At 58.0% G+C, this 26,722-nt stretch carries 23 protein-coding genes, 1 tRNA gene and 1 pseudogene; 8 read left to right on the forward strand and 17 right to left on the reverse strand.

Annotated elements, in window-relative coordinates; translation table 11 throughout:
• Positions 1–15 precede the first annotated feature (15 nt).
• From CGLAMM_RS03720 to hpnA, 6 genes and pseudogenes are all read right to left on the reverse strand, one after another.
• Positions 16–645 (reverse strand): nucleoside phosphorylase-I family protein, encoded by a 630-nt coding sequence (locus tag CGLAMM_RS03720; RefSeq protein WP_394818728.1) that lies wholly within the window; start codon positions 643–645, stop codon positions 16–18.
• On the reverse strand, positions 642–2,561 hold the full coding sequence (shc, locus tag CGLAMM_RS03725) for a squalene--hopene cyclase (protein WP_418115381.1): 1,920 nt from the start codon (positions 2,559–2,561) through the stop codon (positions 642–644). The genes CGLAMM_RS03720 and shc overlap by 4 nt, the downstream gene beginning before the upstream one ends.
• Before the next feature lie 95 nt (positions 2,562–2,656).
• Positions 2,657–3,949, reverse strand: coding sequence for a hydroxysqualene dehydroxylase HpnE (gene hpnE / locus CGLAMM_RS03730; RefSeq protein ID WP_418115383.1), 1,293 nt, complete (start codon positions 3,947–3,949; stop codon positions 2,657–2,659).
• A gap of 5 nt (positions 3,950–3,954) precedes the next feature.
• On the reverse strand, positions 3,955–4,824 hold the full coding sequence (hpnD, locus tag CGLAMM_RS03735; RefSeq protein ID WP_418115385.1) for a presqualene diphosphate synthase HpnD: 870 nt from the start codon (positions 4,822–4,824) through the stop codon (positions 3,955–3,957).
• A 199-nt stretch (positions 4,825–5,023) separates the two neighbouring features.
• A pseudogene (hpnC, locus tag CGLAMM_RS03740) lies at positions 5,024–5,886 on the reverse strand (squalene synthase HpnC).
• 159 nt (positions 5,887–6,045) lie between these two features.
• Positions 6,046–7,044, reverse strand: a complete 999-nt coding sequence (gene hpnA, locus CGLAMM_RS03745; protein ID WP_394818731.1) for a hopanoid-associated sugar epimerase — start codon at positions 7,042–7,044, stop codon at positions 6,046–6,048.
• Positions 7,045–7,293: 249 nt separating this feature from the next.
• Here hpnA and CGLAMM_RS03750 point away from each other — a divergent pair, with 249 nt between their 5' ends.
• Complete coding sequence (locus tag CGLAMM_RS03750; RefSeq protein ID WP_394818732.1) at positions 7,294–8,319, forward strand: lysylphosphatidylglycerol synthase domain-containing protein; 1,026 nt, start codon at positions 7,294–7,296, stop codon at positions 8,317–8,319.
• 54 nt (positions 8,320–8,373) lie between these two features.
• Complete coding sequence (locus tag CGLAMM_RS03755) at positions 8,374–9,300, forward strand: prephenate dehydrogenase/arogenate dehydrogenase family protein (RefSeq protein WP_394818733.1); 927 nt, start codon at positions 8,374–8,376, stop codon at positions 9,298–9,300.
• A gap of 79 nt (positions 9,301–9,379) precedes the next feature.
• Here CGLAMM_RS03755 and pyk read toward each other — a convergent pair whose 3' ends face one another.
• The 3 genes from pyk to CGLAMM_RS03770 all read right to left on the reverse strand — a co-directional run bounded on the left by pyk (position 9,380) and on the right by CGLAMM_RS03770 (position 12,206).
• The gene (gene pyk / locus CGLAMM_RS03760; RefSeq protein ID WP_394818734.1) at positions 9,380–10,852 is read right to left on the reverse strand and encodes a pyruvate kinase; all 1,473 of its coding nucleotides are present in this window, start codon (positions 10,850–10,852) and stop codon (positions 9,380–9,382) included.
• Between the two features lie 39 nt (positions 10,853–10,891).
• On the reverse strand, positions 10,892–11,902 hold the full coding sequence (locus CGLAMM_RS03765; protein WP_418115388.1) for an SH3 domain-containing protein: 1,011 nt from the start codon (positions 11,900–11,902) through the stop codon (positions 10,892–10,894).
• A gap of 76 nt (positions 11,903–11,978) precedes the next feature.
• Positions 11,979–12,206, reverse strand: coding sequence for a DUF3126 family protein (locus CGLAMM_RS03770; protein WP_319806879.1), 228 nt, complete (start codon positions 12,204–12,206; stop codon positions 11,979–11,981).
• Positions 12,207–12,345: 139 nt separating this feature from the next.
• On the opposite strand from CGLAMM_RS03770, the gene CGLAMM_RS03775 reads away from it, so the two are divergent.
• Both CGLAMM_RS03775 and CGLAMM_RS03780 read left to right on the forward strand, forming a co-directional pair.
• Complete coding sequence (locus CGLAMM_RS03775) at positions 12,346–12,828, forward strand: hypothetical protein (RefSeq protein ID WP_394818736.1); 483 nt, start codon at positions 12,346–12,348, stop codon at positions 12,826–12,828.
• A gap of 157 nt (positions 12,829–12,985) precedes the next feature.
• Positions 12,986–13,495, forward strand: a complete 510-nt coding sequence (locus tag CGLAMM_RS03780) for a hypothetical protein (protein WP_418115391.1) — start codon at positions 12,986–12,988, stop codon at positions 13,493–13,495.
• Between the two features lie 42 nt (positions 13,496–13,537).
• Here the strand turns inward: CGLAMM_RS03780 and CGLAMM_RS03785 are convergent, their stop codons facing one another.
• From CGLAMM_RS03785 to CGLAMM_RS03805, 5 genes are read right to left on the reverse strand one after another with little or no spacing between them, the layout of a single operon-like run.
• Positions 13,538–13,969, reverse strand: coding sequence for a GNAT family N-acetyltransferase (locus tag CGLAMM_RS03785; protein WP_394818738.1), 432 nt, complete (start codon positions 13,967–13,969; stop codon positions 13,538–13,540).
• Entirely contained in the window at positions 13,953–14,690 is a 738-nt protein-coding gene (locus tag CGLAMM_RS03790) for a pyridoxine 5'-phosphate synthase (protein WP_394818739.1), read from the reverse strand. The genes CGLAMM_RS03785 and CGLAMM_RS03790 overlap by 17 nt, the downstream gene beginning before the upstream one ends.
• A 12-nt stretch (positions 14,691–14,702) precedes the next feature.
• Positions 14,703–15,695, reverse strand: a complete 993-nt coding sequence (gene pdxA, locus CGLAMM_RS03795) for a 4-hydroxythreonine-4-phosphate dehydrogenase PdxA (RefSeq protein WP_394818740.1) — start codon at positions 15,693–15,695, stop codon at positions 14,703–14,705.
• Positions 15,696–15,702: 7 nt separating this feature from the next.
• Positions 15,703–17,094, reverse strand: coding sequence for a M20/M25/M40 family metallo-hydrolase (locus CGLAMM_RS03800; protein WP_418115394.1), 1,392 nt, complete (start codon positions 17,092–17,094; stop codon positions 15,703–15,705).
• A gap of 1 nt (position 17,095) precedes the next feature.
• On the reverse strand, positions 17,096–20,002 hold the full coding sequence (locus CGLAMM_RS03805; protein WP_394818741.1) for a hypothetical protein: 2,907 nt from the start codon (positions 20,000–20,002) through the stop codon (positions 17,096–17,098).
• 294 nt (positions 20,003–20,296) lie between these two features.
• Between CGLAMM_RS03805 and CGLAMM_RS03810 the strand changes: the two genes are divergently transcribed.
• The 4 genes from CGLAMM_RS03810 (at position 20,297) to CGLAMM_RS03825 (ending at position 22,199) form a co-directional block, all read left to right on the forward strand.
• Entirely contained in the window at positions 20,297–20,722 is a 426-nt protein-coding gene (locus CGLAMM_RS03810) for a LapA family protein (RefSeq protein WP_394818742.1), read from the forward strand.
• Entirely contained in the window at positions 20,719–21,447 is a 729-nt protein-coding gene (gene pyrF, locus CGLAMM_RS03815; RefSeq protein WP_394818743.1) for an orotidine-5'-phosphate decarboxylase, read from the forward strand. Before CGLAMM_RS03810 ends, pyrF begins: the two co-directional genes overlap by 4 nt.
• A complete protein-coding gene (locus CGLAMM_RS03820) occupies positions 21,444–22,079 on the forward strand; it encodes a phosphoribosylanthranilate isomerase (protein ID WP_418115396.1) in 636 nt (211 codons plus the stop codon). Before pyrF ends, CGLAMM_RS03820 begins: the two co-directional genes overlap by 4 nt.
• Positions 22,080–22,108: 29 nt before the next feature.
• Positions 22,109–22,199 (forward strand) — tRNA-Ser (locus tag CGLAMM_RS03825).
• A gap of 251 nt (positions 22,200–22,450) precedes the next feature.
• Here CGLAMM_RS03825 and CGLAMM_RS03830 read toward each other — a convergent pair.
• The 3 genes from CGLAMM_RS03830 to iolD all read right to left on the reverse strand — a co-directional run bounded on the left by CGLAMM_RS03830 (position 22,451) and on the right by iolD (position 26,642).
• The gene (locus CGLAMM_RS03830; protein ID WP_394818744.1) at positions 22,451–23,368 is read right to left on the reverse strand and encodes an STM4504/CBY_0614 family protein; all 918 of its coding nucleotides are present in this window, start codon (positions 23,366–23,368) and stop codon (positions 22,451–22,453) included.
• Positions 23,369–23,872: 504 nt separating this feature from the next.
• Entirely contained in the window at positions 23,873–24,826 is a 954-nt protein-coding gene (gene iolE, locus CGLAMM_RS03835) for a myo-inosose-2 dehydratase (RefSeq protein ID WP_394818745.1), read from the reverse strand.
• On the reverse strand, positions 24,789–26,642 hold the full coding sequence (gene iolD / locus CGLAMM_RS03840; RefSeq protein ID WP_394818746.1) for a 3D-(3,5/4)-trihydroxycyclohexane-1,2-dione acylhydrolase (decyclizing): 1,854 nt from the start codon (positions 26,640–26,642) through the stop codon (positions 24,789–24,791). The genes iolE and iolD overlap by 38 nt, the downstream gene beginning before the upstream one ends.
• Positions 26,643–26,722: the final 80 nt, after the last annotated feature.

Raw genomic sequence — 26,722 nt, forward strand, 5'->3', positions numbered from 1 at the left:
TGCGGCGACCCGCTTTTATTTTGTTCCGAGATAATCGGCCATGGATTGGCGGGCCTTGCGCGCGTCACCGCCCAGCCTCATCAGGTCAGGGATCTGGCCCGGCGACATGATGAGGGATGTCATGATGCGGAAGAATGAAATGCCTCCGTTCCCCATGATGCTTTCAACCGCTCTCGGCAGGTCCCGCGCCGCATCATCGCAGATGACGCGAAGCACGCAGAACCGCAGACCGGAAAGCGCGACGACGCCGCTTTCCATATCCACGGCGCGGCAATGCGTTTCCATCCAGAGGCGGTGCTTGTCGGCCGCGCGCGTCACCGCCACATCACTATGGTAGAGCCCGCCTGATGAGGCGCCCCGGCGGTCTAGCCCCAGCGTGCCGAGCAGATCAATGTCGCAGGTAATCGGCTGGCCGTCCACAAGCACCCAATCGGGCGTCAGAATGTCCCCAACCCGCGCTTCGGCGGACAGGCCGCCCGCACAGCCGAAGGAAAGCAATGCCGCCGCCCCGCTGCGCCGGAGCGTCTCGACGCCCCGCATGGCCCCTTGTCGCGTGGCGCCGCTGACCGCGATCAGCGCATCCGGGAAGACGGGTCGTATCAACCGGGCTTCCGCCTTCAATCCGACAAGAATGCCGAGTTTCAAAACCCGTATTCCACTTTGCCGGAATTGCTCGCGGCAAGATTGCGGTAACGGCTAAGCGCCATGAGCGGGAAGAACTGCCGGTAACCGTGATATCGAAGGTAAAAGACTTTCGGAAAACCAACCGCGTTGAACGGTTTTTCCTGCCATTCACCATCCTCACCCTGTGCGGCGACGAGGAATGCCATGCCGCGTGCCACAGCGGGACTATCCTTGCGGCCCGCCGCCATCAGGGCAAGGGTGGCCCAGGCTGTCTGCGATGGCAGGCTTTCATGATATTGCCCCGGGGGAGCACCTTCAAACGTGGCGCAATCCTCGCCCCATCCACCATCCTCCCGCTGGACACTCTCCAGCCACGACACGGCCCGGCGCATGGCGGGGTGGTCATGATCAAGCCCGGCCGCATTCAGGGCGCAGAGCACGGACCATGTGCCGTAAATATAATTCGTACCCCAACGGCCGAACCAGGAGCCATCTTTCTCCTGCTCCTGCAAAAGATAGGCGACGCCGCGATCAATAATATCGCGATCTTCCGGCAGCGCTAATTGTGAGAGGAAGGAAATGCAACGCGCGGAAACATCCGCCGTGGGGGGGTCAAGAAGCGCGCCATGGTCAGCAAACGGGATGTGGTTCAGCGCATCGAGGTTATTATCAACGTCGAATGCGCCCCATCCGCCATTGCTGCTCTGCATGCCGATGATCCATTCCCGCGCACGGGCAATGGCCTCTTTATTGGCCTTCGGGTCCTCACGGTGCAATAACATCCCGACAACCGCCGTGTCATCAACATCCGGGTAATAATCATTATCATATTGGAAAGCCCAGCCCCCTGGCCGCGCTTTCGTATTCATCGCCCAATCGCCTTTGACGTCCAGAATCTGCCGCTCACGCAGCCAGGCAGCGGTTTTGCCGAGCATGTCGCGTGTTGCTTCAGGCGCGGTCGGGCGGCTTCCCGTTGAGGCTTCCACCATCGCCAACCCGGTCAGCGCCGTATCCCAAACAGGCGACACGCAGGGCTGGCAGTAAGATTCAGCGCCATGGGTCACAATCAGGTCCAGAAGGGCCTGCCATGCCTGGCGCGCACGCGGGTCATCATCGCTGACACCGAGTGCGCGATACATCATGACGACATTGGCCATGGCTGGATAAATGGCGCCCAGTCCCCCGTCACTTAACCGAGGCTCGATAAAATCGAGCGCCGCCTGGATCGCCTTTTTCCGCAATTTGGCGGGCATGAAAGGCTCGATGGGGCGGATGACCTTGTCGATCCCGGTAAAGAGCCGTCCCCAGACGGAGCGAAAAGGCCCGTGATTCCAATCCCGGATTTTCTCCGGCGGGGTAACGAAAAGCTCCTGAATTGAAATATTGCGGGGGTTGACCGCCCGCGCCTCCACCGCGCGCACAACAAGAAGAGGCGTGACAACCGTGCGGGACCAGTAAGACATGTTCCAGATGGAGAAGAACCCCGCGCGCGGCATCAGCACCAGTTCAATCGGCATGACCGGCGTGGCGCGCCATGGCACCTGGCCGAAAACCGCCATCTGAAACCGTGTGAAGACATTGGAGCGCTCAGCACCCCCATGGGCCAGGATCGCTTCACGCGCACGGCGCATATGCGGCGCGTCAACGTCATCACCGATGGCCTTCAGCGCGAAATAGGCTTTGACCGAAGCAGAGATATCAAATGCGCCGTCATGATAAAGGGGCCATCCCCCATGCTTCCCCTGAATGCGGCGTAGATAAACGCCCATACGTTGCTCGACATCTTCATCAATGCGGTCAAGAAAATGCTCAAGCAGGATGAATTCCGCGGGGATGGTCGCATCAGCCTCCAGCTCAAACACCCAGTGCCCGTCTTTTTTCTGCTTCTGCGTCAAGACACTATGCGCCGACTTGATGGCCGACTGAACCTGATTCATGTCCGTACTCGCTGATGGGTGCCGCGACCCATTGGCGGGACGTTCAGAATGAACCAACATATTTTCTTCGCCCTTATCAAACATCTTACTATCGTTCAGAACATTCTTCGCTGGTTGAGAATGCGCGCGGCTTCTACCCCAGAACGAATGGCGCCCTCAATGGTTGATGGCAACCCGGTTTGCGTCCAGTCCCCCGCAAGCACCAGATTTGATAATGGCGTTACTGTTGAGGGACGTCGTTTATCCTGCGCCACACTTGCCGCAAACGTCGCACGTTTCTCGATAATCACGCGTGCTTGCGGCGCGTCCTGTGGCAATTTTGTCGCGGTCAGGGGCTGTATAACCTGGCGCACCTCCTGCCAGATCTGCTGCGTGAGTGCCTCCTGCGGCATTGACAGATATCGATTGGCCGCGCTGACCGTTACGGAGAGGAGGTCCGGCTTCAGGTAAATCCATTCCGTCATACCGCCATTTACGCCGGTAAATCCGGCCCGTCCGGCTGCGCCATGATAAGTCGCGGATGTCGGAAGGGCGAAATGCACATTGATGATGCTTTGAAATGCGTCAGGCACAGTCAATTCAGGCCATGAGGGCTGAAGCAGGCCGGCCGCCACGGGCGCTGGCGTTGCGATTACAACCTGATCGTCCGGGGCGACCTCCATCACTTCCGCGCCCACCTCTAATGCACGCACCCGGCCCTCTTGGACTTGCAACCCCGTCACGCGGCACCCGGTCCTCACTTCAGCGCGCATGTGCGTCAGATGGGCCGCTGCCGGTGTCACGAATGTTTCTGACAGGCCAATTTTGGGGTAGAAAGGCCGGCATGCCCGGCCGCCTTTCAAAAGGCATTCCTGAACAACTTTTTTTAAAAGCAACGCCCTCGCCGCGTCGATCGGTGTATTCAGTGCGGAAACTGCAAACGGGGCCAGTAACCGGCGGGATAGAGCATCGTCTCCGAGGCAGGACGTCACCACGTCATCCGGTTGGCAACGCAATAACCGCAACATAACGGCGAGGTCACGCCACCGCATCCCCGGCACGCGTCGAGAGGGGCAAAATGCCCAGAATGGAAAGCGTCCCTCATTAAGGCGCAATACCCAGGACTCGCCTGTCGCCACATCGTGCCACGGAAAGATCGGTGCGCCGGGCCCGGTCAGGCCGTCATAAGCACCGATCAGCCCCAGAAAGCGGAATGTTGCGCGGTTGGCGGACAGCACAAGGTGGTTGCCATTATCGATCCGGCGATCCAGGGCTTTGTCGTAAAAAGATCGGGCGCGCCCCCCGCAGCTTCTGGCGCTTTCATAAACGCGCACATTGGCGTTGCCGATAAATTCAACGGCAGCGGATAAACCCGCCAGCCCCCCGCCGATAACGTGTACAACCGGCATAATGTCTAACGGAATCCGACAATGAGCGACCGCGCCAGCCTTAACGCCTTATTGACGCGCACAGGTTTTTCCGGCTGTGTCCAACCTCGTTTCTCAAGCGCATGAAGAATAGGCTGGTAGGATGCCGCCATCATGGCCGCGGGGCGCATTGGTTTTTTTCCGCATTTCTTCATGGCGGCCCACGCAAGGCGATAATGGTCATGTGTGCGTTTGGCCAGGACGCGCGCCAAACCGTCAAGGCCGGGTGCATAAAGCGCTTCCTGAGGGTCAGCCGGGACTTTGAAACGTGTCAGCAATTCCTTCGGCAGATATAAACGTCCCCGGTCTGCATCCTCTTTTATATCCCGCAGGATATTGGTCATCTGCAAGGCACGGCCCAGATGGTGGGCGACTTGATCCGCCTCCTCAGACGTTTCACCGAAAACCCGCACGGACAAGCGACCTACGGCGGAAGCCACACGATCGCAATATAGATCAAGCGCCGCCTCATCCGGCGCGATGATCGGATCAGGGACGTCCATCAGCATGCCGTCGATGACAGCGTCGAAATCCTTTTGTTGCAGATCAAATTCCTGAATTGCCGCGGCGAGAACCCGATCGAGCGCATTCTGAGTCTCATTCTGGAAGATGTGTGCGACACGGGCGCGCCACGCCTCAAGCTCCTCAACTGGATTTTCGACTTTCGTATCGCCGTCCGCAATGTCATCAACCTCGCGACAGAATGCATAAATCGCAAACATGCCGTACCGGCGCTCGCGTGAAAGGATATGCATTCCTTTAGCAAAGGAAGTCCCTGCCCGCGTGACGATCGCCTCGACAGCCGCCAGATCTGCTGCGTGACACCCCAACACGCGATCAATACGTGATCCAGTCAAAAGAACACCCCGAATGGTTAAATAATCCGCTTTGAGAGGACGCGGCGTTGACACGGAGAATCAAAGCATGATCCGCCCTCCTTTACACCACAGAATGGCAAAACGCCAAATAGCGTCGAAGGCGTCTGGATTTCGGATAATGTCGGCACGCGTCGGAAAAGACGCCTGGTGACACGCGGTTTGATGTTGCCGGCGTTCGTCAGATAAGGCGGCGGCTGGCCGTCCCCAAAGACCGTACCACGTCCCATATTGAGAGTTTGACACGGCTCGCGACGGGGTCTTCCCGTCGAAGACGGCGTGCGAGATGGTGGGAGAGTGCGACGATTATCGCCGTGTAAATTCGCATGCGTCGATTGCGTATAAGGGGGGCAGGGTCGCGGCCTGATCATTCAGGGAGTCGACCTCATCCAGCATACGGTCAAATACCCGTCTCAAACCGGGCTTGCTGTGCGAAAGCGCCGCATCACGCGCCTCAGCCCCCTCCTGCGAGAGGAAGTCCTGCGGGAGATAACAGCGATCAAGACGCTTGAGATCGGTCGACACATCCTGAAGATGGTTGATAACCTGTAAAGCCGTGCAGAGCGCGTCAGAGAGGGGGAGGATATCCTTTGACTCGCCGTGCAGCAGCAGCAGGAACCGCCCGACAGGATTGGCCGAGTAACGGCAGTAATCGACCAGTTCCGCCCAATTTGCATATCGGGATTTCGTGACATCCTGTTGAAACGCCGTGATCAGGTCGGACGCGACTTCATAGGGAAGGTCGAGCTTCTTGAAATGTTGATGAAGGGTCTCCGCCGTCGCCGCATCGCGACGCCCGGTCGGCGCGTCGGCCCCATGTAGTATGGCGTTCATCGCGGAGAGGCGCGCCGCTTTCTGATCGGGCGGAAGGGTGGGGTCATCGGCAATATCATCAATGCAGCGCGCAAAATGATAATAAGCCATGACGTGACCGCGATGCTGGCGTGAAATCAGCAAGGTGCCGACCGGGAAATTCTCATCCCCCGCCCCTTTACCGGAGGTAACATCGGGGCCAACCCAGCTCAGATCCGCGTCACATGGCATATTTTTCCCTCATTTTTACCAGCAATATTACGCAGGAACCCGCGTGAAGCGTCGTGCGCCAGGCAGGAAAGTGAGGCCCACGCTTACCAGCTTCGAGGCAGACGTAGAAACCGCCTGCGCCCACCCCGTCACGCAACGGAAATCACCTGAAGGCGAGTCCTAACGTTTTTCTACCGGATGGGCACGAAACCATGCAACAGCCTCAATAACCGCCTCCCGCGCGGCACGGGGCGCATATCCCAAATGCTGCTGCGCTTTGAGGGATGAGAAAAACATCTTCTTGCGCGACATGGCAAGTGTTTCCCGCGTGACGCGCGGCGTGATCCCGAAACCGCGGGACAGCCATTCTGAGATGATCGCCACAGGCACCAGCCAGGACTGCTTGAGTTTGATTTTGGGCACTTTGACGCAGGCGACTTCCCCGATCAGGGAGAAAAATCGATCCAGCATCAGATTTTCACCACCGAGAATATATTTTTCGCCAATCTTGCCTTTCTCAAGCGCAAGCAAATGTCCATGCGCGACGTCATCGACATGCACGATGTTGAGACCTGTATCGACATAGGCGGGCATGCGCTGGTCGATCACGTCACGGATCATCTGCCCGGTCGGTGTCGGTTTGATGTCGCAGGGCCCGACCGGCGTGGACGGGTTGACGATGACAGCCGGGAGCTGACGTTCCCGGACCAGGCGCAGAACTTCCTGCTCCGCCCGGAATTTGGACCGCTTGTAAACCCCGATAATATCGTGCTCCGACACGGGCGTCGTCTCGTCGGCGGGGCGTCCATCCTTCGTCAACCCCAGCGCCGCCACGGAGGAGCAGTAGACGATCCGTTCCACCCCGTGCTCAAGCGCGGCAAGCATAAGTTGCCGCGTGCCTTCAACGTTGGCCTGCATCATCGTCGTCGGGTCCGGCACCCAAAGGCGGTAATCAGCCGCGACGTGGAAGAGATAGCGGCAACCTTTGAGGGCGTGGGCATAGCTCTGCGGGGAAAGCAGATCGCCCGTCACGATTTCGGCGTTCAGATCCGCGATATTTGCGCGGTTTGCCGCATTTCGCACCAGCAGTTTCAGTCGATACCCACGCGCGCTCAATTGGCGCGCGACGGCAGAGCCAACAAACCCTGTGGCGCCCGTAACAAAGATATAATCCGTCATCGCCCGCCCTAAATCTCATCAAAATCGTCGGAGTCGTAGAATACCAGTAAAGTCATCTAAGGCAACCGAACCGTTAAGAAAGTAAAGTAAAGTGAAATTTCAGGATGACATCCGCCGTCAATATGGTGTAAAGCCAGCCCGGTGTTTCGGGGCTGCATCCCCTGACGGTATCTGTCTGAGGCAATGGGTTGAGCTGGCGACAGCACCAGCGTGTCCACGCCTTTTAACCAAGTCGGACGACCCTTTTCTTTGAAGACAATCAGCTCCCTCTTCTTCCTCCTGGGCGTCGCTGTCATCACAGTGATCATGGCCAAACTAGGTGTGCGTCCCATTCTGGATGCTTTTGCACATCTGGGTGCCTGGGGCTTTGTTGAAATTGTCCTCGCGCAATTGGCGGTCAATGTTTTTCTAGGGGTCGCGTGGTACGCGGCCTGCCCCCAATTGGGCCTTGGCCGGGCCATCGGCGCACGTGCCGTCCGGGATGCTGTCGGTAATTGCCTCCCCTTCTCTCAGTTAGGCGGCATGATTGTCGGTGTCCGGGCCACCTGTAAAAAGCGCCCGGCGCGCAGTCGTAAGCCGCCGATCGGCCTTGCCGAAGCCGCCGCCACCAATATCGTTGACATCACAACTGAAGTGCTTGGCCAGATCGCTTTCGTCCTGCTGGCGGTCTTGTGCCTGACGCGTCACAGCGGCGCCGCCCAATTTACAGTGCCCGCCCTCATTGGCATCAGCATCATCGCCTTCGGCGTGGCGGGGTTCATCTGGACACAACATAAGGGTGGTGCGCTGTTGCGCCGCCTTGGCCTGGCATTGAGCAATCACATCACTCATAGTTGGGGCGCGCTGATCAACGACAATATTCATCAGTTTCAATCTTATCTGGAAGCTTTATGGGCGCGCCCCGGCCGCGTCGCCCTCAGCGCTTTCCTGCATCTGCTTGCCTGGGTCGGAGGTGCCGGAATCACTTATCTCGCGCTGCATCTTCTTGGCGCGCCGATCAGCTTTATTGCGGCCATTGCCATAGAAGGCATTGTCTGCGGCATTATGTCTGCCTCGTTTGTCGTCCCTGCCGCTTTGGGCGTTCAAGAGGCCGCTTATATTGCCCTTGGCCTGCTCGTCGGCGTCAGTGCCGATAACGGGGTGGTGATCTCCCTCCTCAGGCGCGGGCGTGACCTGGCCATCGGCATCCCCGTCATCATCATCTGGCAGATCTATGAGTGGCGAAGTCTCCGTAACCTGCACGCGGATGACGCCCAGCTTTCCACTGAACCGTAACCTTTGCCTCATCTAAGGACTTGACCCGGACGCTCAGGCTGTTAAGCCCCGATCATGGCCATCTATAATAAAATCTGCATTCTGGGCATCGGCCTGATCGGCGCCTCCATCCTGCGCGGCGTCAGGGAAAAGCCAGGAATAGCGGCGCACAGCACAGCTTACGACATCGCCCCCGATGTCGTCGTGCGCGCGCGCGCGCTGGGACTTGCCGATTTTTACGCGCCGGATATTGCCGCTTCCGTCAAGGACGCGGATTGCGTGGTGATTTGCACGCCCGTCAGCCACATCGCTGAAACGGCCCGTTTCGCCCTCCCTCACATGAAACCTGGCGCCACATTGACTGATGTCGGGTCCACACGACAATCCGTTATCGCGGACATCGCGCCCTATCTGCGGGAGGATATCTCTTATATCCCGGCCCATCCGATGGCGGGGACGGAGTTTTCCGGACCTGAGGCCGGTTTCGCCGCACTTTTTGAAAATCGCTGGTGCCTCGTCACCCCCACCTCGCAGGCGAAAAAACCGGATGTGGATCGTCTCGTGTCTTTCTGGCAGGCGCTTGGCGCAAAGACGCGCATGATGGAAGCGTCGGAGCATGATCGCATCTGCGCGATTGTCAGCCACCTCCCGCATCTGATCGCCTTCACGATATGCGATACGGCTGATAAAATGTCGGAAACCTACCGCACAGCCGTGCTGGATTACGCCGCCTCCGGCTTTAAGGATTTCACGCGCATCGCCGGTTCGGACCCGGTAATGTGGCGCGATATCTTTCTCTCCAATAAAGACGCTATTTTAGAGACTTTGGCGCGTTTTCAAGATGATGTTGAAGATCTGGCGCGCGCCATCCGTGATGATGATGAGGCACGCATCATCGATGCCATAGAGAGAGGGCGGCGCATTCGGAAAAGCCTGGTGGATAGTGGAGAAGCGCAGGATTCCACGCATCTCACCGCACACCTGCCAGCGCGCCCCCTCTGAGAGTCGGCTGAAAGCAGGCGTTGCGGGAGCGGATTACATCGCGGCCCCGGGCAGGCCGCTTACGCCGCAGGCGCGGGAGTCAAACGGTGACAACGCGCAACGTGTTGGTCGCGCCCATCGTGCCGAAGGGAAGCCCCATCAGAAGGACCAGTTTGTCGTCCTTCTTGGCGTAACCCTCGGATACGGCCAGCTCGACCGCCTGATCCACCACGGCTTCGACATTAAGGACGGGCATTTCCTGCCCGACTGACATGGCATAAACGCCCCACACCGCGTTAAGACGACGCGCGACATCATCGTTCGGCGTCAAGGCCAGAATGGGACATTCCGGTCGCTCTCGCGAGATGCGGAGGGCGCCGAGCCCGCTCGCCGTATAGGCGACGATGACAGCCGCGGAAATCGACTCCGCAACCTGCCAGGCCGCCTCGGCAATCGCGCCATTGACCGTGCCGTCACTATCGGGGCGGAAAGCCTCGTCCTGCGGGCTCCATTCCCGATCCTGCTCAATGCGTCGGGTCACGCGCGCCATCACGCCGACAGCCTCAAGCGGATATTGGCCAGAGGCACTCTCCGCCGAAAGCATCACCGCATCCGCCCCGTCATAAACCGCATTGGAGACGTCCGTGACCTCAGCGCGCGTCGGCGTCGGCACGCTGATCATGCTCTCAAGCATCTGAGTCGCCACCACAACCGGTTTACCCTGGAAGCGGGCCTCCGCGATGGCGCGCTTCTGCTCAATCGGGACTTCCTCAGCCGGTAACTCAACGCCGAGGTCGCCGCGCGCCACCATGACAGCGTCCGACACGGCGATGATTTCGCTCAGTCGCGCCACAGCCTGGGGTTTTTCCAGCTTGGTCATGATCCATGCCTGACCTTTGGCGATTTCTTTGGCCTCGAGTACATCTTCCGGGCGCTGCACAAATGAGAGGGCGATATAGTCAACGCCCAGCTCGAGCGCGAAATCGAGGTCCCGGCGATCTTTTTCCGTCAATGCCGGAATTGGCAAGGTCACATCCGGGACGTTGACGCCTTTCCGATCGGAGAGAAAGCCGCCCACTTCAACCTCTGTCAGGAGATGCGACGCGTCACCGGACAGCACACGCAACCGCATTTTGCCGTCGTCAAGTAGGAGATGGCTCTCCGGTCGCGCCGCTTCGATGATTTCCGGATGGGGAAGGCAGACGCGATGCGTGTCGCCTGGCGCACGATCCAGATCAAGGCGGAATCTGGCGCCCTTCTCGAGCTTTACGCGCCCTTCCGCGAAGGTGCCGACACGAAGTTTCGGCCCCTGAAGGTCGGCCAGAATAGCCAGCGGGCGTTTCAGTTCCGCCTCGACATCGCGCACAATATTATGCCGGGCGGCGTGATCCTCATGCGTGCCGTGGGAGAAATTGAGACGGAACATATTGACGCCACCGACAGCCAGCGCCCGGATCATCTCATAAGTTGAGGAGGCTGGACCCAACGTGGCCACGATTTTCGTACGTCGCAGGCCAGGCTTTTTAACAGCTCCTCCTGAAAGGACATGCGCTGTGGGTCGAGAAATCGTCATCAAGGTCTCCGGTATCAACGTCGTATTCGCCTTTTAAGCTCAATCCGGCTTCAGAACCTCATCGGGGAGAAGTCCCCAGATATTTTTCCGTTCTAACCAGCCTTTATAACCCTTTACATTAACCTGACACCAATCGGAAGCGGCTGCACAAACGCGCAGGCGCCCGACGACGCCGGGCCGCAGCACCGCCACAACACGGGATCGCGCATCGGGATTATGATACAGCCTGGCCTCGTGCTGGGCATGGGCCTGCATTTCATCCTCCGTCAGGTAACCGACGATTTGCGGGTCAGCATGTGTGGGGGATGATTTTTCATCAACATGTGCGCCCGCTTCCAGCGGAGCATTGACGGATGGAATGACGAAATGCCGCTGGCCGAATAAAGTGGCCTGATGCACCCAGGCTTTGACGCCGTCACTATCTTCTACAAGGCGCCACACATCAAATTCCCGCTCAATTTTAACGGGGAGGCCGCGTCGACGATAAATCCACTCGATGGGATATCGCTGGCCCGGTCCACGCCGGAAAAACACTTTATCAGACCGTAAGGCCGCAAAGCGCGGCAGTGGCAGTCCGGTCTGGGAGCCTTTATCTGACGGCATCCTTTCCGCCTGCGCCTCCGCACTGAGGGCCGCCGCCGCGGGGGCCGTCGCGGCCATGGCGGCCTTCCCCGTCGCGCTGCCAGGAGCGGCCGGCGCCGCTGGAAGCGCTGTCTGCTTCGCTTTCGGTCGAGGAATGGGCTTTGATGCGTGCGCCGCAACGTGTTTGGCCGCGCGGCGCGACACTTTCCGGCGCGCATGCGGCTTGTTTGTGACATGGCCGCCATGCGCCACATAGTGATGGCGCCCCGCTTTCTTACGGGATGGGGACGCGTCTGACGCGGCGGGCGTAATGAGGAAACCCATGGCGAGCAGCATCAGGAAATTTGAAAAACATCGCCGCGCACGACACGGCCCGCGTTTTGCGAGAGAAAATTCTGCCGTCAGAGAGGCGCGATGCGGGATGCCGATGCTCATCCCACCAATATGCCATCGCGCGCGCCGGAGCACCAGAATTTACGCTGAGACGGCCCGACATCAGGCGGCACAGCCCGCGTGACGGATGCGTCGACGGCGCGGCGCGCCTTCAGCTTGCCGGCGGAAGATCCTCCTCCAGCACGGTAATATGTATCGCGTAGGAAACTTCGCCCTCATCCTCATCCCGATGAATTGTCCCGATCACTTCCCCATTTGCGGCGAGCTCAACGGAAAGGCCGGGCCGCGGTGGTGCGTTAACGGTAAGGCGCGGCGACCCCAGAAGACGCCGCAACGTCTCCTGCAGACGTTGAATTTCAGATGACGTGATAATAGCCATGTCAAATTTTTTCCTGCATGCGTGAAGACGCCTGTTTAAAGCATCTCCCGCCTGTCCGAAACCCTCCCCTTGAGACGATGCCATCTTTTGGCCCTATTTACGCCTTGAGCTTGCCATCCCCTTCCTGCGATAAGGGCCCATGATCAAGCTTATCGCGGCCATAAATTCACTGCTCCTGCCGAGCCCGCCGCAATATGCACATTCGGATGTGCTGGCGACGCCCCGTGTCATCGCCGATGTCATGGCAAACCGAGGCGCCACCTTTGCGGCGACCGCGTTGACCCAGCAGAATCGCTGGCGTGTTGTCGCGCAGGCGATCGCCAAGGCTGATCCGGTCTTACCACGGTCCGACCTGCGCGCCCTTATGGATCATGCGCCAGAGACGGCTTTTCCGATTCTGCGTCGCGCCATCCGCCTCCGCATGGCCTATGATACATCCGGTGGGCTGGCGTTGATTTCAATCGCACGATACAGTCCGTTTAACGGGGCGAAGGTCTGCCGTGAGGGCAATACGGCATGGAAGCAGGGCACGATGGAGAAAATCCGCAGCTCTCACGACATAAAATACACCTTCCAGCGTCTGGATTGCCTCCAAGCGTCTGAAGATGAACCTGTCGGGTAAAGTCTGGCCTTTCGACGATTTCTCGCAAACACGCGCGACACGCACGGCGTCATCATCTTGATAACGTATAGGGTCGGATCACGGCGATTTACCCTTTGAGACGCAACTTCCCAGCCTTCAGGCTTTTAAAAGCCTGACACTGGCTAAAAGGACCCAGATGCGACACGCGACATATTTCATGGCCGCTGCGATCCTCACGGTTCTTAACGGATGCGGCTTTTTTGACTCGCGCAATGCACGATTGGCAGAATCGCGATTGGTCGGGCTGTCATCGCAGCAATTACAAGCCTGCGCCGGCGTCCCCGCCAAAAAGGAAAAAATTGGCGACCATATTGAGCTCTATCAATATACGGGGTCAAAAGCCGCAGAGACGGCTTCCGGCGTCACACTCATCCCGGTCGGCGATATCGCCAATCTGATCCAGAACCTCCTGAGCGGCGGAGGGACGAATTGCACGGCGGTCATGCGTCTGGATTATGATCGGGTCTCAGAAGTGCATTATACAGGTGACTCGGATGAAGTGGTCGGCTCAGACGGGATCTGCGCCGTGATTGTCCGCGGCTGCGTCCGCCATCCGCCCGCAATTTATTCCGCTCAGGAAGTGCCCGTTTTGAAACCAGCCCCGACCATTGTTGCAACAGACACCCCCCGGAAACCCGCAAAATGACAAACGGACCTTCAGGAGGCCAAGGCGCGCCGGGTTACGGTCTCAGGTCAAGCGGCGCTCCATCCGTACGTGCGCGACACCTGATTTTTTGAATATCTCCGTGATGGCGGCAAAGCCGTGTTTTTCGTAAAATGGCGCCGCTGTGAGGCGGGCATCCAGCACAACCGCAGCCACCTGCTCCGCCTGCAATAGGCGCATAACGTGCGCCAGCAGATAGCCGCCATAACCTTTGCGTTGATGTGCAGCCGTCGTTGCGAATTTGCGCAAGCGCACGCCGTGATTGCCGATATCAAATATTGAGAAGCAGCAAATGACCTCTCCATCGATTTTCATGCCGTAATGGCGCGCCTCTGCATCGCCCTCAACACGACATTCATCCAAAGACAGGGACGGCCAGAGAACAGCCTGCCGCGGCGGAAGCGTTTCATCAACGGTAAGCGCGATGACCGGCGGGATTTCACTTGCGGCGGTCATGATCCGTCTCTCCTCTACCCTTTCTGATCGCATGGCGCATATCAGCGATAACCTGCCCTAATCCGACGAAAACGGCCTCACCAATGATAAAATGGCCGATATTCAGCTCTTTCAAACCTGGCAATCGCGCGATGGCGCCAACATTCGCTGTCGTGAGCCCGTGTCCCGCATGGAGTTCGATCCCCAGCGCGCCTGCCAGATCGGCTGCATCCTGAAGGCGCGTTAAAGCGCCCTCGGACGGGTCTTCCGCGTAGGCCCCTGTATGGAGCTCAATAACCGGCGCGTGCAGCGCTGCGGCCGCGTGGATCTGCGCCGCATCCGGATCAATGAATAGCGAGACACGGATGCCCGCCGTCTGAAGGCGCCGTATTTTGGGAGCCAGCGCATCTTTCTGCCCGGCGACATCCAGCCCGCCTTCCGTCGTCACTTCCTGCCGCCGCTCCGGCACCAGGCAACAGGCATGAGGGCGCAAAGCGCTGGCGATGGCGACCATTTCATCCGTCGCCGCCATTTCAAAATTAAGAGGGACGGTCAGCGCGGCCTTCAGACGCCGCATATCCTCATCCCGGATGTGACGCCGATCCTCCCGCAAATGGGCGGTGATCCCATCCGCACCATGTCTCACCGCCTCCAGCGCCGCACGAACGGGGTCTGGGTGGGTGCCGCCCCGCGCATTCCGCAAGGTCGCGACGTGATCAATATTGATACCGAGACGAATCATACGAAATCCCCGTCACGCGCGGCGTCGGTGCGCTGCCAGTTTATGCGCCAGCCGGACAGCCTCAACCAAGCTTGACCCATCTGCCATGCCACGCCCGGCTATGTCAAAAGCCGTGCCATGGTCGGGCGATGTCCTTATAATGGGCAGTCCCAGCGTGACATTGACACCATGGGCCATATCCAGCGTTTTCAGCGGGATCAAGGCCTGATCATGATACATGCAAAGCGCGGCATCATACGTCCCCCGCATTTGCGGCGTGAACATCGTATCTGGCGGCAACGGGTCGGTAATTTCCGCATCAAATCGACGAAGGGCTGTGATCGCTGGCGCAATGATGCGGGCTTCCTCGTCGCCCATATACCCGACCTCGCCCGCATGGGGGTTGAGCCCCGCAACCGCGATACGCGGCGTCTTGATATTGAAGTCTCTCTGTAAAGAGTTGATCAAGGTGGCGCCGATTTTTTCAATAAGCTGCGTGTTCAACTGCGCGATGGCGTCACGCAGACTGAGATGGATCGTCACCGGCACCACACGAAGATGCGGCGAGACAAGCATCATCACCTCCGCGCCGGACACATCGCATAAATGCGCGAGATATTCCGTATGACCGGGGAAATCAAAGCCCGCATCTTTCAGCACATGCTTGCTGATCGGGCTGGTGACGATGGCCGCGACGTTCCCCTCCCGCGCCAGGCGGGTCGCGCGCTCTATCGACGCAATGATCGCGGGGGCATGGCGCGGGTCAGGGCGCCCGGCCTCCACGCGTTCCTGTAGCGTGACCGGCATGACGGGCAGGCGCGCGGCAAAACATGCAAGCGCTTCGTCCGGTGACTCGACGATTTCACGCGGCACATCTGCCGGCAGAAGGCGTGGATCGCCCAACCAGACGAAACCCGGCCCACTTTGACGCAGGGATCGCCAAAGTGGGGCGATCAGTTCCGGCCCGATCCCGGCAGGGTCGCCCATCGTAATGGCAATCGGCGGAAGAGGCGGGCGGGTCGTCATGCGCGCTTCAGGCGGCAAAGGATGCAAGGATACGCACCCAGGACCGTATACCGCGATGGAACTGCTCAAGCCCGTACTGTTCGTTCGGGGAATGGATGCGGTCATCATCCTGGGCAAATCCCACGAGCAGCGCATCCATATCCAATGCCTCCTTGACCTCCCCCGCGACGGGGATCGACCCGCCACAACCGATCATCAAAGCCGGTTTACCCCATTCATCCTGAAGGGCCGCGCGGGTTTTTTCCAAAAATTGACCGGCCTGCGCCAATTGTGAGCCGGATGACCCCCCGTGCGATGTGAATTGCACCTCCGCATCCGGGGGCAGCATGGATTTTACGTGGTGGCGAAAGGTCTCCCGGATTTTCTGCGGGTCCTGTCCCGGCACGAGGCGGAAGGAGATTTTGGCCGTCGCTTTGGCCGGGATAACGGTTTTGAAGCCCTCTCCCGTGTAACCGCTGGTAATGCCATTGACCTCAAAACTCGGCCGCGCCCAGATCTGCTCAATTGCCGAAAAATCGCTTTCGCCCGCTGCATCTGTCAGACCCAGCGGCTGAAGGATCGCCTTGTCATCGGGGAAAACGGATTTCCATTGCGCACGGATTTCGGGAGAAGGCGTTGTGACGCCGTCATAAAAACCGTCAAGAACAACGCGCCCGGACGCATCCCGAAGGGAGCCGATAATGCGACTTAAGAGCTCTGCCGGGTTGCGCGCGGCGTTTCCAAACATGCCGGAATGCAGGTCATGCCGCGCACAATTTACCGTCACTTCCTCGGCCAGCAGGCCCCGAAGGCTGGTCGTGATGGCGGGCGTTGTCCGATCCGGCATACCTGTATCGCAGATGAGGGCGATATCGGCGCGTAACTCATCGCGGTGCGCCTTCATGAAAGGCAGAAGATTTTCGCCGCCGCTCTCCTCTTCCCCCTCAATCAGAAATGACACCGAAACAGGAAGCTTGCCCGTTAGTTTCTTCCAGGCGCGACAGGCCTCGATAAATGTCATCACCTGGCCTTTATCGTCCGAGGCCCCCCGCGCGACGATGACTTTGCGCCCATCCTGATTTTCAATGACCGGTTCAAACGGCGGATGACGCCATAAATCCTCCGGGTCGGTCGGTTGCACATCATAATGACCGTAGAAAAGCACGTGAGCGGCGTTGTCATGCTGACCTGCTGCCGTATGAGCGACAATCATAGGATGACCCGGCGTGTCTTCCGTCCTTGCATCGAACCCGATGGATGTCAGGTCCGCGACAAGGTGATCAGCGGCCCGGCGGCAATCCGCCTTATGCTCCGGTCGGGTTGAGATGCTCGGAATTCTGAGAAATGTCTCAAGCCGGGCGAGACTCGCCTCCTGCGTGCGATCAATTTCCTCAAGAACCTGCGCCAACATCTGCGACATACTACCAATCCTTTTCATGCGATTTGGACGACATGAGGATCGCTTTCAGATTTGCGAGATTATCCTCTCTCTGTGGCGCGTCGCGGCGCGCATATTCAGAGTAGACGTCCCAAGCTTCCTCATTTTCATAAAGCGTGGCGATGGCCTCAACGAAGAGTTCCGGCGCGTTGGACACGTAGACGACGCCATTCTCCGACCCTTCACCGGAAGCGATGACGGGGAGGCCACGACCCAAGGCGCATTCCGCCTCCGCGGTGAGGGAAAGTGAGGCATCTGACGGGTCAATCATCAGGCGCGCCGTGTCGCAGAGCGCTTCAAGCGGTGCTTTCCCTTCCAGGGGCGCGCCGAGATGGATGTAATGACGCAGACTGGTCAGCAGAGAGATATTTTCAGGCACCGCGCTGACATGCAGCTGCACCGGGTAGCCCAGTTTCTCCTCAAGTCGCGGCATGATCTCCCGTAAAGTCCAGTGCAGGGCGCGATATCCGACGTCGCCCCGCTCAAGCACCGGCAGGGCGAAGAGGAGATCAGCACGCTCCCTGAAGGATTTTGAGGTCTCCCTTTGCTCACCGATCAGCAGGCTGCAACATTTTTCGATACCTGATTTCCGCAGGGTCTCGACCTCACGCTCACTGGCGACAACGATGGCTTGAAAGAGCCAGAGGAGGCGGGTGAGTTCTTCCTCCCTTGAAACCGCCGCCTCAGGCAGGGTCTCCCATCCGTCCCGCGCACCCATCATCGGTGTCCTGCGCGTGCCTGTCTCAAAGGCAAGCTGACGCGCATCGCAGACGTAACCTGTCAGCGGAAGACCATCCTGCGCCGCCGTCAACGCGCCCCATATTTGAGGGGCGAGTTGCAGCCCGTCGAGCCAGACATAATCAAAGCAACGCGCGCGCGCCTTCAGGAAGGATTGCAATGTCACATCCGCAGAGGCCTGCACCATCTCAACATCGGCGTCGAAGAAACTTCGAAGTTTCGCATCCTGTGCCCCACGGGGCGAAATTGCGAAAATTGTGACCTCCAGCCCGAGGACGATCATGTCTCTGACGGTCGAAACCAGACGCAGGGAAGCCGCATAGGGCTTATATTCCGGCAGATCATCGGTGATGATCACCACCCGGCGCCCCAACGACTTGATAGAGGCACCGAGAGTGGCAGAATGCGCGGCTTTCACCGGTCGGTAGGCGCAAAAATCTCCATATTGCTTGATGAATTCAGCGCGATCCCCATCGCCTTGCACCTCGAAACCTTCATCGCGGGACAGATTATGGATGACCAGGCGCGGGTCATAAATAATCCGGCATGCGACGTTCCTCTCCCTGGGGCGGGCGCCCAGCGTCGCGAAGCGGTATCCGGCCTTGGCGAAATCATCTTCATGCGCAGCCCTGACGAAACTTTCCTTACGGCAGAGATAAGCATCCCCGCCGACAGAGTCACAGGGTCGCCGACATTGCAGGGCTGGGCACGTGCTTTCCGCCCCCTCCCCGAAGCTGTAGAAACTTCCGTCGCGCCAAAGATGCTGGCCTGCCTCCTGAACCCTGCCATTGCGATCGAGGATCAGAGGTGCGATGACGGCGAGATCTGCTTCGGAATCGAACTGATCAATGATGCTGAGCGCACTTGCCTCCGACACGACGAGACCCGTTTTAAGGAAGAGTATTTTATCGGTGTGGATGCGGGAGATGAGCTGCGCACGCACATGGGCCGGGTCAGCACCATCCTCCCGGATAATCTCGACGCCGCGCGCGAGCGTGTCCAGTTGGGTGAGGAACCGGTGCCCTGAATGATCAATGAGCAGGATCTGCAATGATAAATGCCGCGCCCCGTGGAGCGCGGTCAGCGTATCGACCAAACCTGCGAAATCATTATAGACCGGGATGATGATGGTCAGGCGCGGTGCACGACCCGTCTGGAAATCGAGCGGGGAGCGATTAAGTTGGCCGAATAAGACGGCCCGACGCCGCACCACCACCTCAGCGCGGGCATCAGGGGCCATGGGCGGGATGATTTCCGGCGCCGACGTCCCGCCCTCGGTACGGACGAAGGAGAGGAACGCGTTATCCCGCATGGTGCAGATGGATTGGGGTTGCAGAACCGCCCCCTCCATCGGCAAACGCCCTTCCTTGAGGCCGAAGCGGATAAAATGCTCATAACCATTACGCAATTTACCCAGCGCGACCTCAGTCGCCACATCCTGGTAAATTGCACAATACCAGGCATCGTCAAAATAAGGATTGGGGTTGAAGGCTGTCGGTGAATCATTTGAGAGATAATGTTGCAAGGCGCAGAAATACGCCCCTTCCGAGATCATCTCCTGCACGTCGGGATAATGCTCAAGATACCAATCTGGATCAAAATACCATGAACATCGCAGCGATGCGACGGTCGCATCCTCCTGAAACCGGGTAAACTCACCCTGCGGGCTGAAATAAGCCTGCCGGGCCTGAAAAAGTGAGATGCGCAGGACATCAGGGTCGAAAAACGGCGTGCTGACGCGTTGCTCTTTCTGGCCGAAACGCAGATAATGATCATAACCGTTGCGCAGCCCCTCATCCTTGAGGCGACGCATGGTCAGATCAGGATTATGGATGAAATAACCCGTCTCATCGAACATCCAGTGCGGCGCGCATTCCTGGAAGCCGATCTCATCATAATGCTGAAATCCCGACACGAAGATGCCCCGATGAATGCCATCCCCGACGGAGCGATTATTGCGGCGGTAAAAGACTTCATCGAAATATCGATTGGGCGAATGTCCGTAGGCTGAACCGAAATTGCGCCAGAAAGCCTCCAGATTTTCATCAGTGACATCACCCGCGATATTGATGATTTCCTGCCGGTATCGCTGGCGATACCAGGTGAGGTCAAACTCCGCCCATAGCGGCTTATGTTCCTGCGCCTGATCCAACCACATTCCTTTCCTGCAGATCGCCACGCGGGCTATCGGATCGACATCCTGACGTCAAACCCAGACGAACATTGTTTTGCTGCAATTGATATCGCGAAAGGCTTTGGCCAAACAACCCATCGCGCCCAGTTTATGCAGATTTTTTAACGGTTGGTGACCGGCGGAAACAGGATGCATTCAATCAAGACTTCAAGCCCGAAATATCAAGCGCCCACCTGAGGCGGACGCCGGGTCACGGGGGTGAAAAGATCCTTTCAGCCTGGCATGCGAGGCGTCACCTGACACGAAGACTTGATGACCGAAGCGGCTCAGGTTAGGTTGCAACCGTGTCGGCTGGAGAGATGTTTCTCATCTGGTTACCTGCGGAGTGAGACGATGTTGCGCCTGCTTTTTATTATTATCTTTCTCGTCATACTGATTATTTTTGCCCTCAGCAATCTTGATACGGCCACGCCGAAAATAATTAATTTCGACATCAAATTGCCAGTTGGTATCCTTGTGCTTGTCGTCGGCATGGCGAGTGCGCTTTTTGGCGCCGCCATGTCATCAGTAGGCGGATTTCGTCAGCGCAAACGCGCCCGCAAGGCTGAGCAACAGGTCCAGACCCTCCAGACACAGCTCGTCAACCTGCATGAGCGCCTTGGCGCCGCGCCGCGCCCGATGCCGCAACCGGCACCGACGGAGCCCCTGGACGCCGCCACCACGATTTACCATCCGTGAGCCCCCCCGATCAGCCCACGCCGCGCACCCGCCTCATCGCCGCCATAGACACAGCCGACATCACCCAAGCGAAGAACTGGGCGGCACAACTTGCGGGTGTGGTGGATGCGATCAAACTTGGGATGGAGTTTGTCTATGGCTGCGGATTCGATGCGGCCAGGGATTTGTCCCGCACCCAACCCGTTTTTTTGGACCTCAAACTGCACGACATCCCGAACACGGTGAGCCATGGACTGAAAAGTCTGGCCTCTATCAATGCCTGCCTCCTCACAATCCACGCTTCGGGTGGGCGTGAGATGATTGCGCGGGCCCGTGAGGCGATTGATGCGGCTTACCCCCCTGAAAACCGCCCCGCCCTATTGGCCGTCACGGTGTTGACGAGTATGGATGCGGCCGGTTTGCGCGAGATCGGCGTTGACGCCACGCCGGCGGAACAGGTGCTGCGCCTCGCGGACGTCGCCCTGCGGGCTGGGGCCGATGGGCTGGTGTGCTCCGCGCAGGAAATCACGCCGATCCGTCAGAAATTCGGGGCGGAACCTACATTGGTCGTCCCCGGCATCCGCCCGGCCGGGAGCCAGAGCCACGATCAGAAACGTGTCATGACGCCCGGTGAAGCCGCCCGAATGGGGGCGGACTGGATAGTCGTTGGTCGCCCCATCACCCAGGCTCCTGACCCCGCCAAGGCCGCCCGCGCCATTCAGGATGAGATTCTGGCCGCAACATGAGTGTCGGCATCAAAATTTGCGGGCTGAAAGATCATGAAAACGTCGCCGCCGCGCTGGAGAGTGGGGCGGACTGGATCGGCTTTGTGTTTTACGCGCGATCCCCGCGCTTCGTGACGCCGCAGGAGGTTGGCGCGCTGCTGACGCGCTTCGGAGACTCGGCGGTGCGCCGCGCGGTGGGGTTGTTCGTCAAACCTTCCGATGATGAGATCGCGGGCGCTTTGGCCGCCGCACCTCTGTCAATTTTGCAGATTTACGACTCGCCTGAGCGGGCGGCGGAAATCCGGCAGCGCTTCGGTTTGCCGGTATGGGTCTCCATCGCCGTCACCACCCCTTCCGACCTGCCCGACGCGCCCCTTTGTGACGGCCTCGTGATTGAACCTGCGGCACGGACGGAAGATGGTCGGCCCGGCGGGAATGGCCGCATCATGGACTGGGCACCGCTGAAAAGCTGGAAAGCACCGCAAAACTGGCTGCTTGCTGGGGGGCTGACGCCGGAAAATGTCGCTGAAGCCATCACCACCTCCGGCGCGCCCGCCATCGATGTTTCCTCCGGCGTGGAAACCCGCCCGGGCGTGAAATCCGCTGAATTGATCACCCGGTTTGTAAAAGCCGCAAGAACCCCTTGCGCTTGACGGGAAGTTTGCTATCTTCCGCCAGCGCTGGAGAGATGGCCGAGCGGCTTAAGGCGCACGCTTGGAAAGCGTGTGTGCGTTAATAGCGTACCGAGGGTTCGAATCCCTCTCTCTCCGCCAAAGGCGTTTTAGGGCCTGAAGCTGCATGACCCGGAAAGCTTGAAAAACATTCCCCTAAATGGAATAGCTTTCCCAAGATTTCCCCAATTTATCCGTTTAAGCAGAAAAATTTGGGGGCAAATCTGGGGGTCACGAAAATCGGTTGGGGGTCACGAGATTTCGTTGAACGCGACCTACCAAATAGTCGTAAACGAAGTCGCAGAATTACCGGAACTTCGAAGATGCTGTCGCACACGTGTTAAATCGGCTCTTTACCGTCGCGCAGCATCAACAAGAAACAAGATATTGGATGCCGTAAGATGTAGAGTATATCGCGCTAAATACTCGGGGACATCTCTGATTTCCGGACCTTGGCCATGCGCCGCAGTCTTATTTCTGACGGAAGTCACGCCGTTTCTCAACAAAGTTTGCAGCGATGTAAAATAGGTCTCTAGATACTCCGGCAGAAGCTGATTCTTGAATAAAGTTTCGACCAACTTTTTTGTTGCGTCGGTTGATTCTACTTTCCAACCTCTACTCGCGCAGATTGACTTCATTGTGCTTTCAAAGGCTTTAGACGCCTCATTAATGCATTCCTCGTATCTTTTGTGTCTGTAGTGCTCATGAGCCTTTATGAATTCATTATTGGCACCGTTGAATTTTTGATCGCTCAACAATTTGAGAACAGGTTTGACAACCTCAGAGTGCATAAATTGCGAGTCAACGCGAATTATCATGTCCGATTCGAATTTATAACCTATGCCGTGCTCATCAAATCTACCGTTCAATTCTTCTACCGCGCCCGCCACAGTTAACGGTGACCCCATTGGACTGGGGTAAATTGGCCTCGACCTCACGAAGCGCATGTTGCTGAAGACGAGTTCGACGAAACTGAGACTCAACTCTAAGTCGGTCTCTTCCAAGAAAAAATTGAACAAGTCTTCTTGCAGGCTGTCAGCTCCACGACTTATCGAGAAACGACCTAGCTCCCTGGATAAGATCGAATCGATATCTTTGTAGAATTGGAAACTCGCATCGCCGTAAGGAGAATTGACGTCGCCCACGACATCCCAAATGATTTTGATTATTTGTACTTTGAGACTATTTGGGAGTTGATCGTATGAGTATACGTCCGATATTTCTCCCCGTTCACGCTTCTTACGTTTGAAGTATAAATCGGTAATTGCCACTGAGTTCCTCGATGATTCAAGTAAAGACGAAAGTTAATGCGCTCTCAGAGTCTGAATGTTAGTCTTCGTTGCACGTCTGATATCAATGATCAATAATTGAAAGGTAAGGACCAATCAATGAATTCCTCAAAGGCGAGCAACTTAGGTCCTTTAATCTCGACGCTGATGACACACGTTTATGAAAGCTGAAACGTTCATTATTGCACTCAATTAAGCGGCAGACGACTGTTGAGTTTTGACAAAGCCCAGTCGTCTTAATGTCCAACAAGGATTTCGTCGCAAAACTGCGACCTGAGCCCAATGTCCGTAAGTAACCATCACCAATATTTCGAACCTTATAAACCCCTTGAACAAGAATCCACAATACTTTGATTCAAAAAATTTGTCTTTGAAATAGCCCTGAAAGGCAGCGATGATCTGAATGAAGGATAAACGTGTCGTTGTTCTGATCAACTTCGGACGCGTTGAGCGCGTGAAAATCAGCCACCGACTTTACATTTATCCTCACCCACCCCCCAACACATCCACCAAATAATTCCGCCCCATCCGAACATAAACCAGCGGGTTGGCGCATTGTGGGTCTTGTTCCGCCTCGATCACCACCCAGCCATCATAATCCGGCAGTTCCGCGAAGATCCGGCGGTAATCGATCCCGCCATCGCCCGGCACGGTAAAGACGCCGGAGAGGACAGCGCGGAGGAAGCTCCATTCATAGACATCCGCCTGCGCGCGTTTGAAGGGGCGGAGGTCTTTGGCGTGGATGTGTTTGATGCGTGTTCGGTAGGTGCGTGCCAGTTCGGCGGGGTCGGAACCACCCCATAAAGCGTGGCCCGTATCGAGCAAGAGCTTCACGGAAGGGCCGGTCTCATCCATAAACCGGGCGATATCCTGCCTTGACTGCACCACCGTCCCCATATGGTGATGATAAACAAGGTCAATCCCATGCTGGGCCACATAATCCCCCAACCGCGTCATGCGCGTGGTTAGAAGCGACCAGCCTGCATCATCTAGCACAGGACGTTGTGAAAGCGGCGTGTCAAACGCCCCCTGGATGGAATTCGACGTCTCGCAGACGATGCAGACCTTGCACCCCATTTCCTTTAGCAGCTGAAGATGGGCGGAAATGGCTTTGATTTCCGCCGCCTCATCATGGACGAGCAGATTGGTTGACCACCAACCGGAGATGAACGCCATATGATGCGGTGCAAGAGCCTTTTTCAGCTCAGGCGCGGAAGTCGGGAATTTATGCCCCATTTCCATGCCCTCAATACCCGCAAGCCGCGCTTCACTCAGGCAGGTGTCAAGCGACGTGGTGGCCCCGAGGGATCGAAGGTCATCATTTGACCAAATGATGGGGTTCGCGCCGATTTTGATCGCCATATTGCCCGTCCTTCTCAAACAGACCTCAAAACATCCGTGATCAATTTCCGATACGCTGCGCCCCGCGTGCGCGTTCATAATCGGTGCGCGCCTTATGAACCTGCGGGCGCGATGACACTTCCGGCACGGCGACATCCCACCATGCGCCACCCTCCTCCGTGGTCGGTTTCGGGTCGGTATCGATCAGGATCACCGTCGTGCGATCCGCCTTGCGCGCGCGCAAAATCGCCTCGGACAAGGCCGGCAGCGATGCGACTTTTTCCGCAAGGGCGCCAAGTCCGCGCGCATGTTGCACGAAGTCAATCTGCGGGAACTGCGCCATATGCTGTGAGTCGACCCAGAGATTGTTGAAAGGCGCACTCCCCGTCGCCTGCTGAAGACGGTTAATGCAGCCATAACCATGATTATCCAACAGAACGATAATCAGTTTCTGCCCCAACATGACGGACGTGGCGATCTCGGAATTCAGCATGAGGTAGGAGCCATCCCCCACCATCACAATGACGTCACGTTCCGGCTGCGCCATTTTGACGCCGATCCCCCCGGCAAGCTCGTAGCCCATGCAGGAAAACCCGTATTCCATGTGGTATCCGCCCGGCTGCGCAGGCCGCCAGTGTTTCTGCAATTCCGCCGGCAGCCCCCCGGCCGCGCAAACGACCGTATCGGTCGGTTCCGCGACACGTTGCACCGCGCCAATAACCTGAGCATCGGTTGGCAGCGCCTCTTCCTTCGGAGCGGCCTGATAGGTGTCGGCCGTTTCAAGCCATCTCTGACGCGCCGCCTGCGCACGCTGCGTCCAGCCAGCGTCTGCTTTCCAACCTTCAAGCGCCGCTGCAATCTGGTCCAGGGCGATTTTCGCATCCGCGATGACAGGCACGGAATCATGTTTGACCGCGTCGAAGGGCTGGACGTTCAGCGCGATGATTTTCATATCCGGGTTTTTGAACAACCCCCAGGACCCGGTGGTGAAGTCCTGCAGGCGCGTCCCGACCGCAATGATGAGGTCGGCCTCCTGCGCCATGTCATTCGCGGCAGCGCCCCCACTGACACCGATCCCGCCCATATTGAGCGCGTGCGCGGTCGGCAGGGAGGATTTGCCGGCCTGCGTTTCCCCGACGGGGACGCCATGGGCGTGACTGAACGCCGCCAGCGTCTGTTCCGCCCCGGCATAGAGCACGCCGCCACCAGCGATAATAAGCGGTTTACGTGATTGGCGGATCAGCGTCACAGCGTCCGCAAGCTCACGTGCGTCGGGCGCCTGACGGCGTATGCGGTGGATGTGCTCCCTGAAAAACGCGTCGGGATATGCGAAAGCTTCAGCCTGGACATCCTGACACAGGCTGAGCGTGACAGGCCCGCATTCAGCGGGGTCGGTCAAGACGCGCATCGCCTGATGGAAGGCGGGGATCAGTTGTTCCGGCCGCGTCAGGCGGTCAAAATATCGGGAAACCGAGATAAAGGCATCATTGGCCGAGACCACGCCATTCCCGAAATCCTCGACCTGTTGCAAGACAGGGTCAGGGATGCGATTGGCGAAAACGTCACCGGGAAGCAGAAGAAGCGGCAGGCGGTTAACATGCGCCACAGCGGCGCCCGTTACCATATTCAGCGCGCCCGGTCCAATAGAACTCGTGCAGGCCATCACTTGCTGGCGCCGTTGTGCCTTGGCGAAAGCGGTCGCAGCATGCACCATTCCCTGCTCATTATGCGCCCGAAAAGTCGGTATCTCCGCGCGTTTTTCGTAGAGCGCTTCCCCCAGCCCGGCCACATTACCATGGCCGAATATGGCCCAGACGCCTTTGAAGAAGGGCACGACCTCGCCATCAGTCTCAATCTTCTGCGCAATCATGGCGCGGATGAGGGCTTGTGACATGGTCAGGAGATGCGTTTTCATATTCAGATCCACTCCTCAGTGACATCCGGGCCGCGCCCCGCTCGCTCAATTTCACGTAAAGGGCCGTCGCGCGCGGGGAT

Origin of the sequence: Sorlinia euscelidii, assembly GCF_036452135.1 — a bacterium.
GTDB classification, from domain to species: Bacteria; Pseudomonadota; Alphaproteobacteria; order Acetobacterales; family Acetobacteraceae; genus Sorlinia; species Sorlinia euscelidii.

Coding starts and splice junctions, on each gene's coding strand:
- CGLAMM_RS03780 (WP_418115391.1), top strand. CDS start 12,986: ATGCGACACGCGACATATTTCATGGCCGCTGCGATCCTCACGGTTCTT.
- CGLAMM_RS03810 (WP_394818742.1), top strand. CDS start 20,297: ATGACCGAAGCGGCTCAGGTTAGGTTGCAACCGTGTCGGCTGGAGAGA.
- pyk (WP_394818734.1), bottom strand. CDS start 10,852: ATGACGATTTCTCGACCCACAGCGCATGTCCTTTCAGGAGGAGCTGTT.
- CGLAMM_RS03775 (WP_394818736.1), top strand. CDS start 12,346: ATGATCAAGCTTATCGCGGCCATAAATTCACTGCTCCTGCCGAGCCCG.
- hpnA (WP_394818731.1), bottom strand. CDS start 7,044: ATGACGGATTATATCTTTGTTACGGGCGCCACAGGGTTTGTTGGCTCT.
- CGLAMM_RS03790 (WP_394818739.1), bottom strand. CDS start 14,690: ATGATTCGTCTCGGTATCAATATTGATCACGTCGCGACCTTGCGGAAT.
- CGLAMM_RS03800 (WP_418115394.1), bottom strand. CDS start 17,094: ATGTCGCAGATGTTGGCGCAGGTTCTTGAGGAAATTGATCGCACGCAG.
- CGLAMM_RS03755 (WP_394818733.1), top strand. CDS start 8,374: ATGGCCATCTATAATAAAATCTGCATTCTGGGCATCGGCCTGATCGGC.
- CGLAMM_RS03770 (WP_319806879.1), bottom strand. CDS start 12,206: ATGGCTATTATCACGTCATCTGAAATTCAACGTCTGCAGGAGACGTTG.
- shc (WP_418115381.1), bottom strand. CDS start 2,561: ATGAATCAGGTTCAGTCGGCCATCAAGTCGGCGCATAGTGTCTTGACG.
- hpnE (WP_418115383.1), bottom strand. CDS start 3,949: ATGCCGGTTGTACACGTTATCGGCGGGGGGCTGGCGGGTTTATCCGCT.
- pdxA (WP_394818740.1), bottom strand. CDS start 15,695: ATGACGACCCGCCCGCCTCTTCCGCCGATTGCCATTACGATGGGCGAC.
- CGLAMM_RS03820 (WP_418115396.1), top strand. CDS start 21,444: ATGAGTGTCGGCATCAAAATTTGCGGGCTGAAAGATCATGAAAACGTC.
- CGLAMM_RS03785 (WP_394818738.1), bottom strand. CDS start 13,969: ATGACCGCCGCAAGTGAAATCCCGCCGGTCATCGCGCTTACCGTTGAT.
- iolD (WP_394818746.1), bottom strand. CDS start 26,642: ATGAAAACGCATCTCCTGACCATGTCACAAGCCCTCATCCGCGCCATG.
- iolE (WP_394818745.1), bottom strand. CDS start 24,826: ATGAACGCGCACGCGGGGCGCAGCGTATCGGAAATTGATCACGGATGT.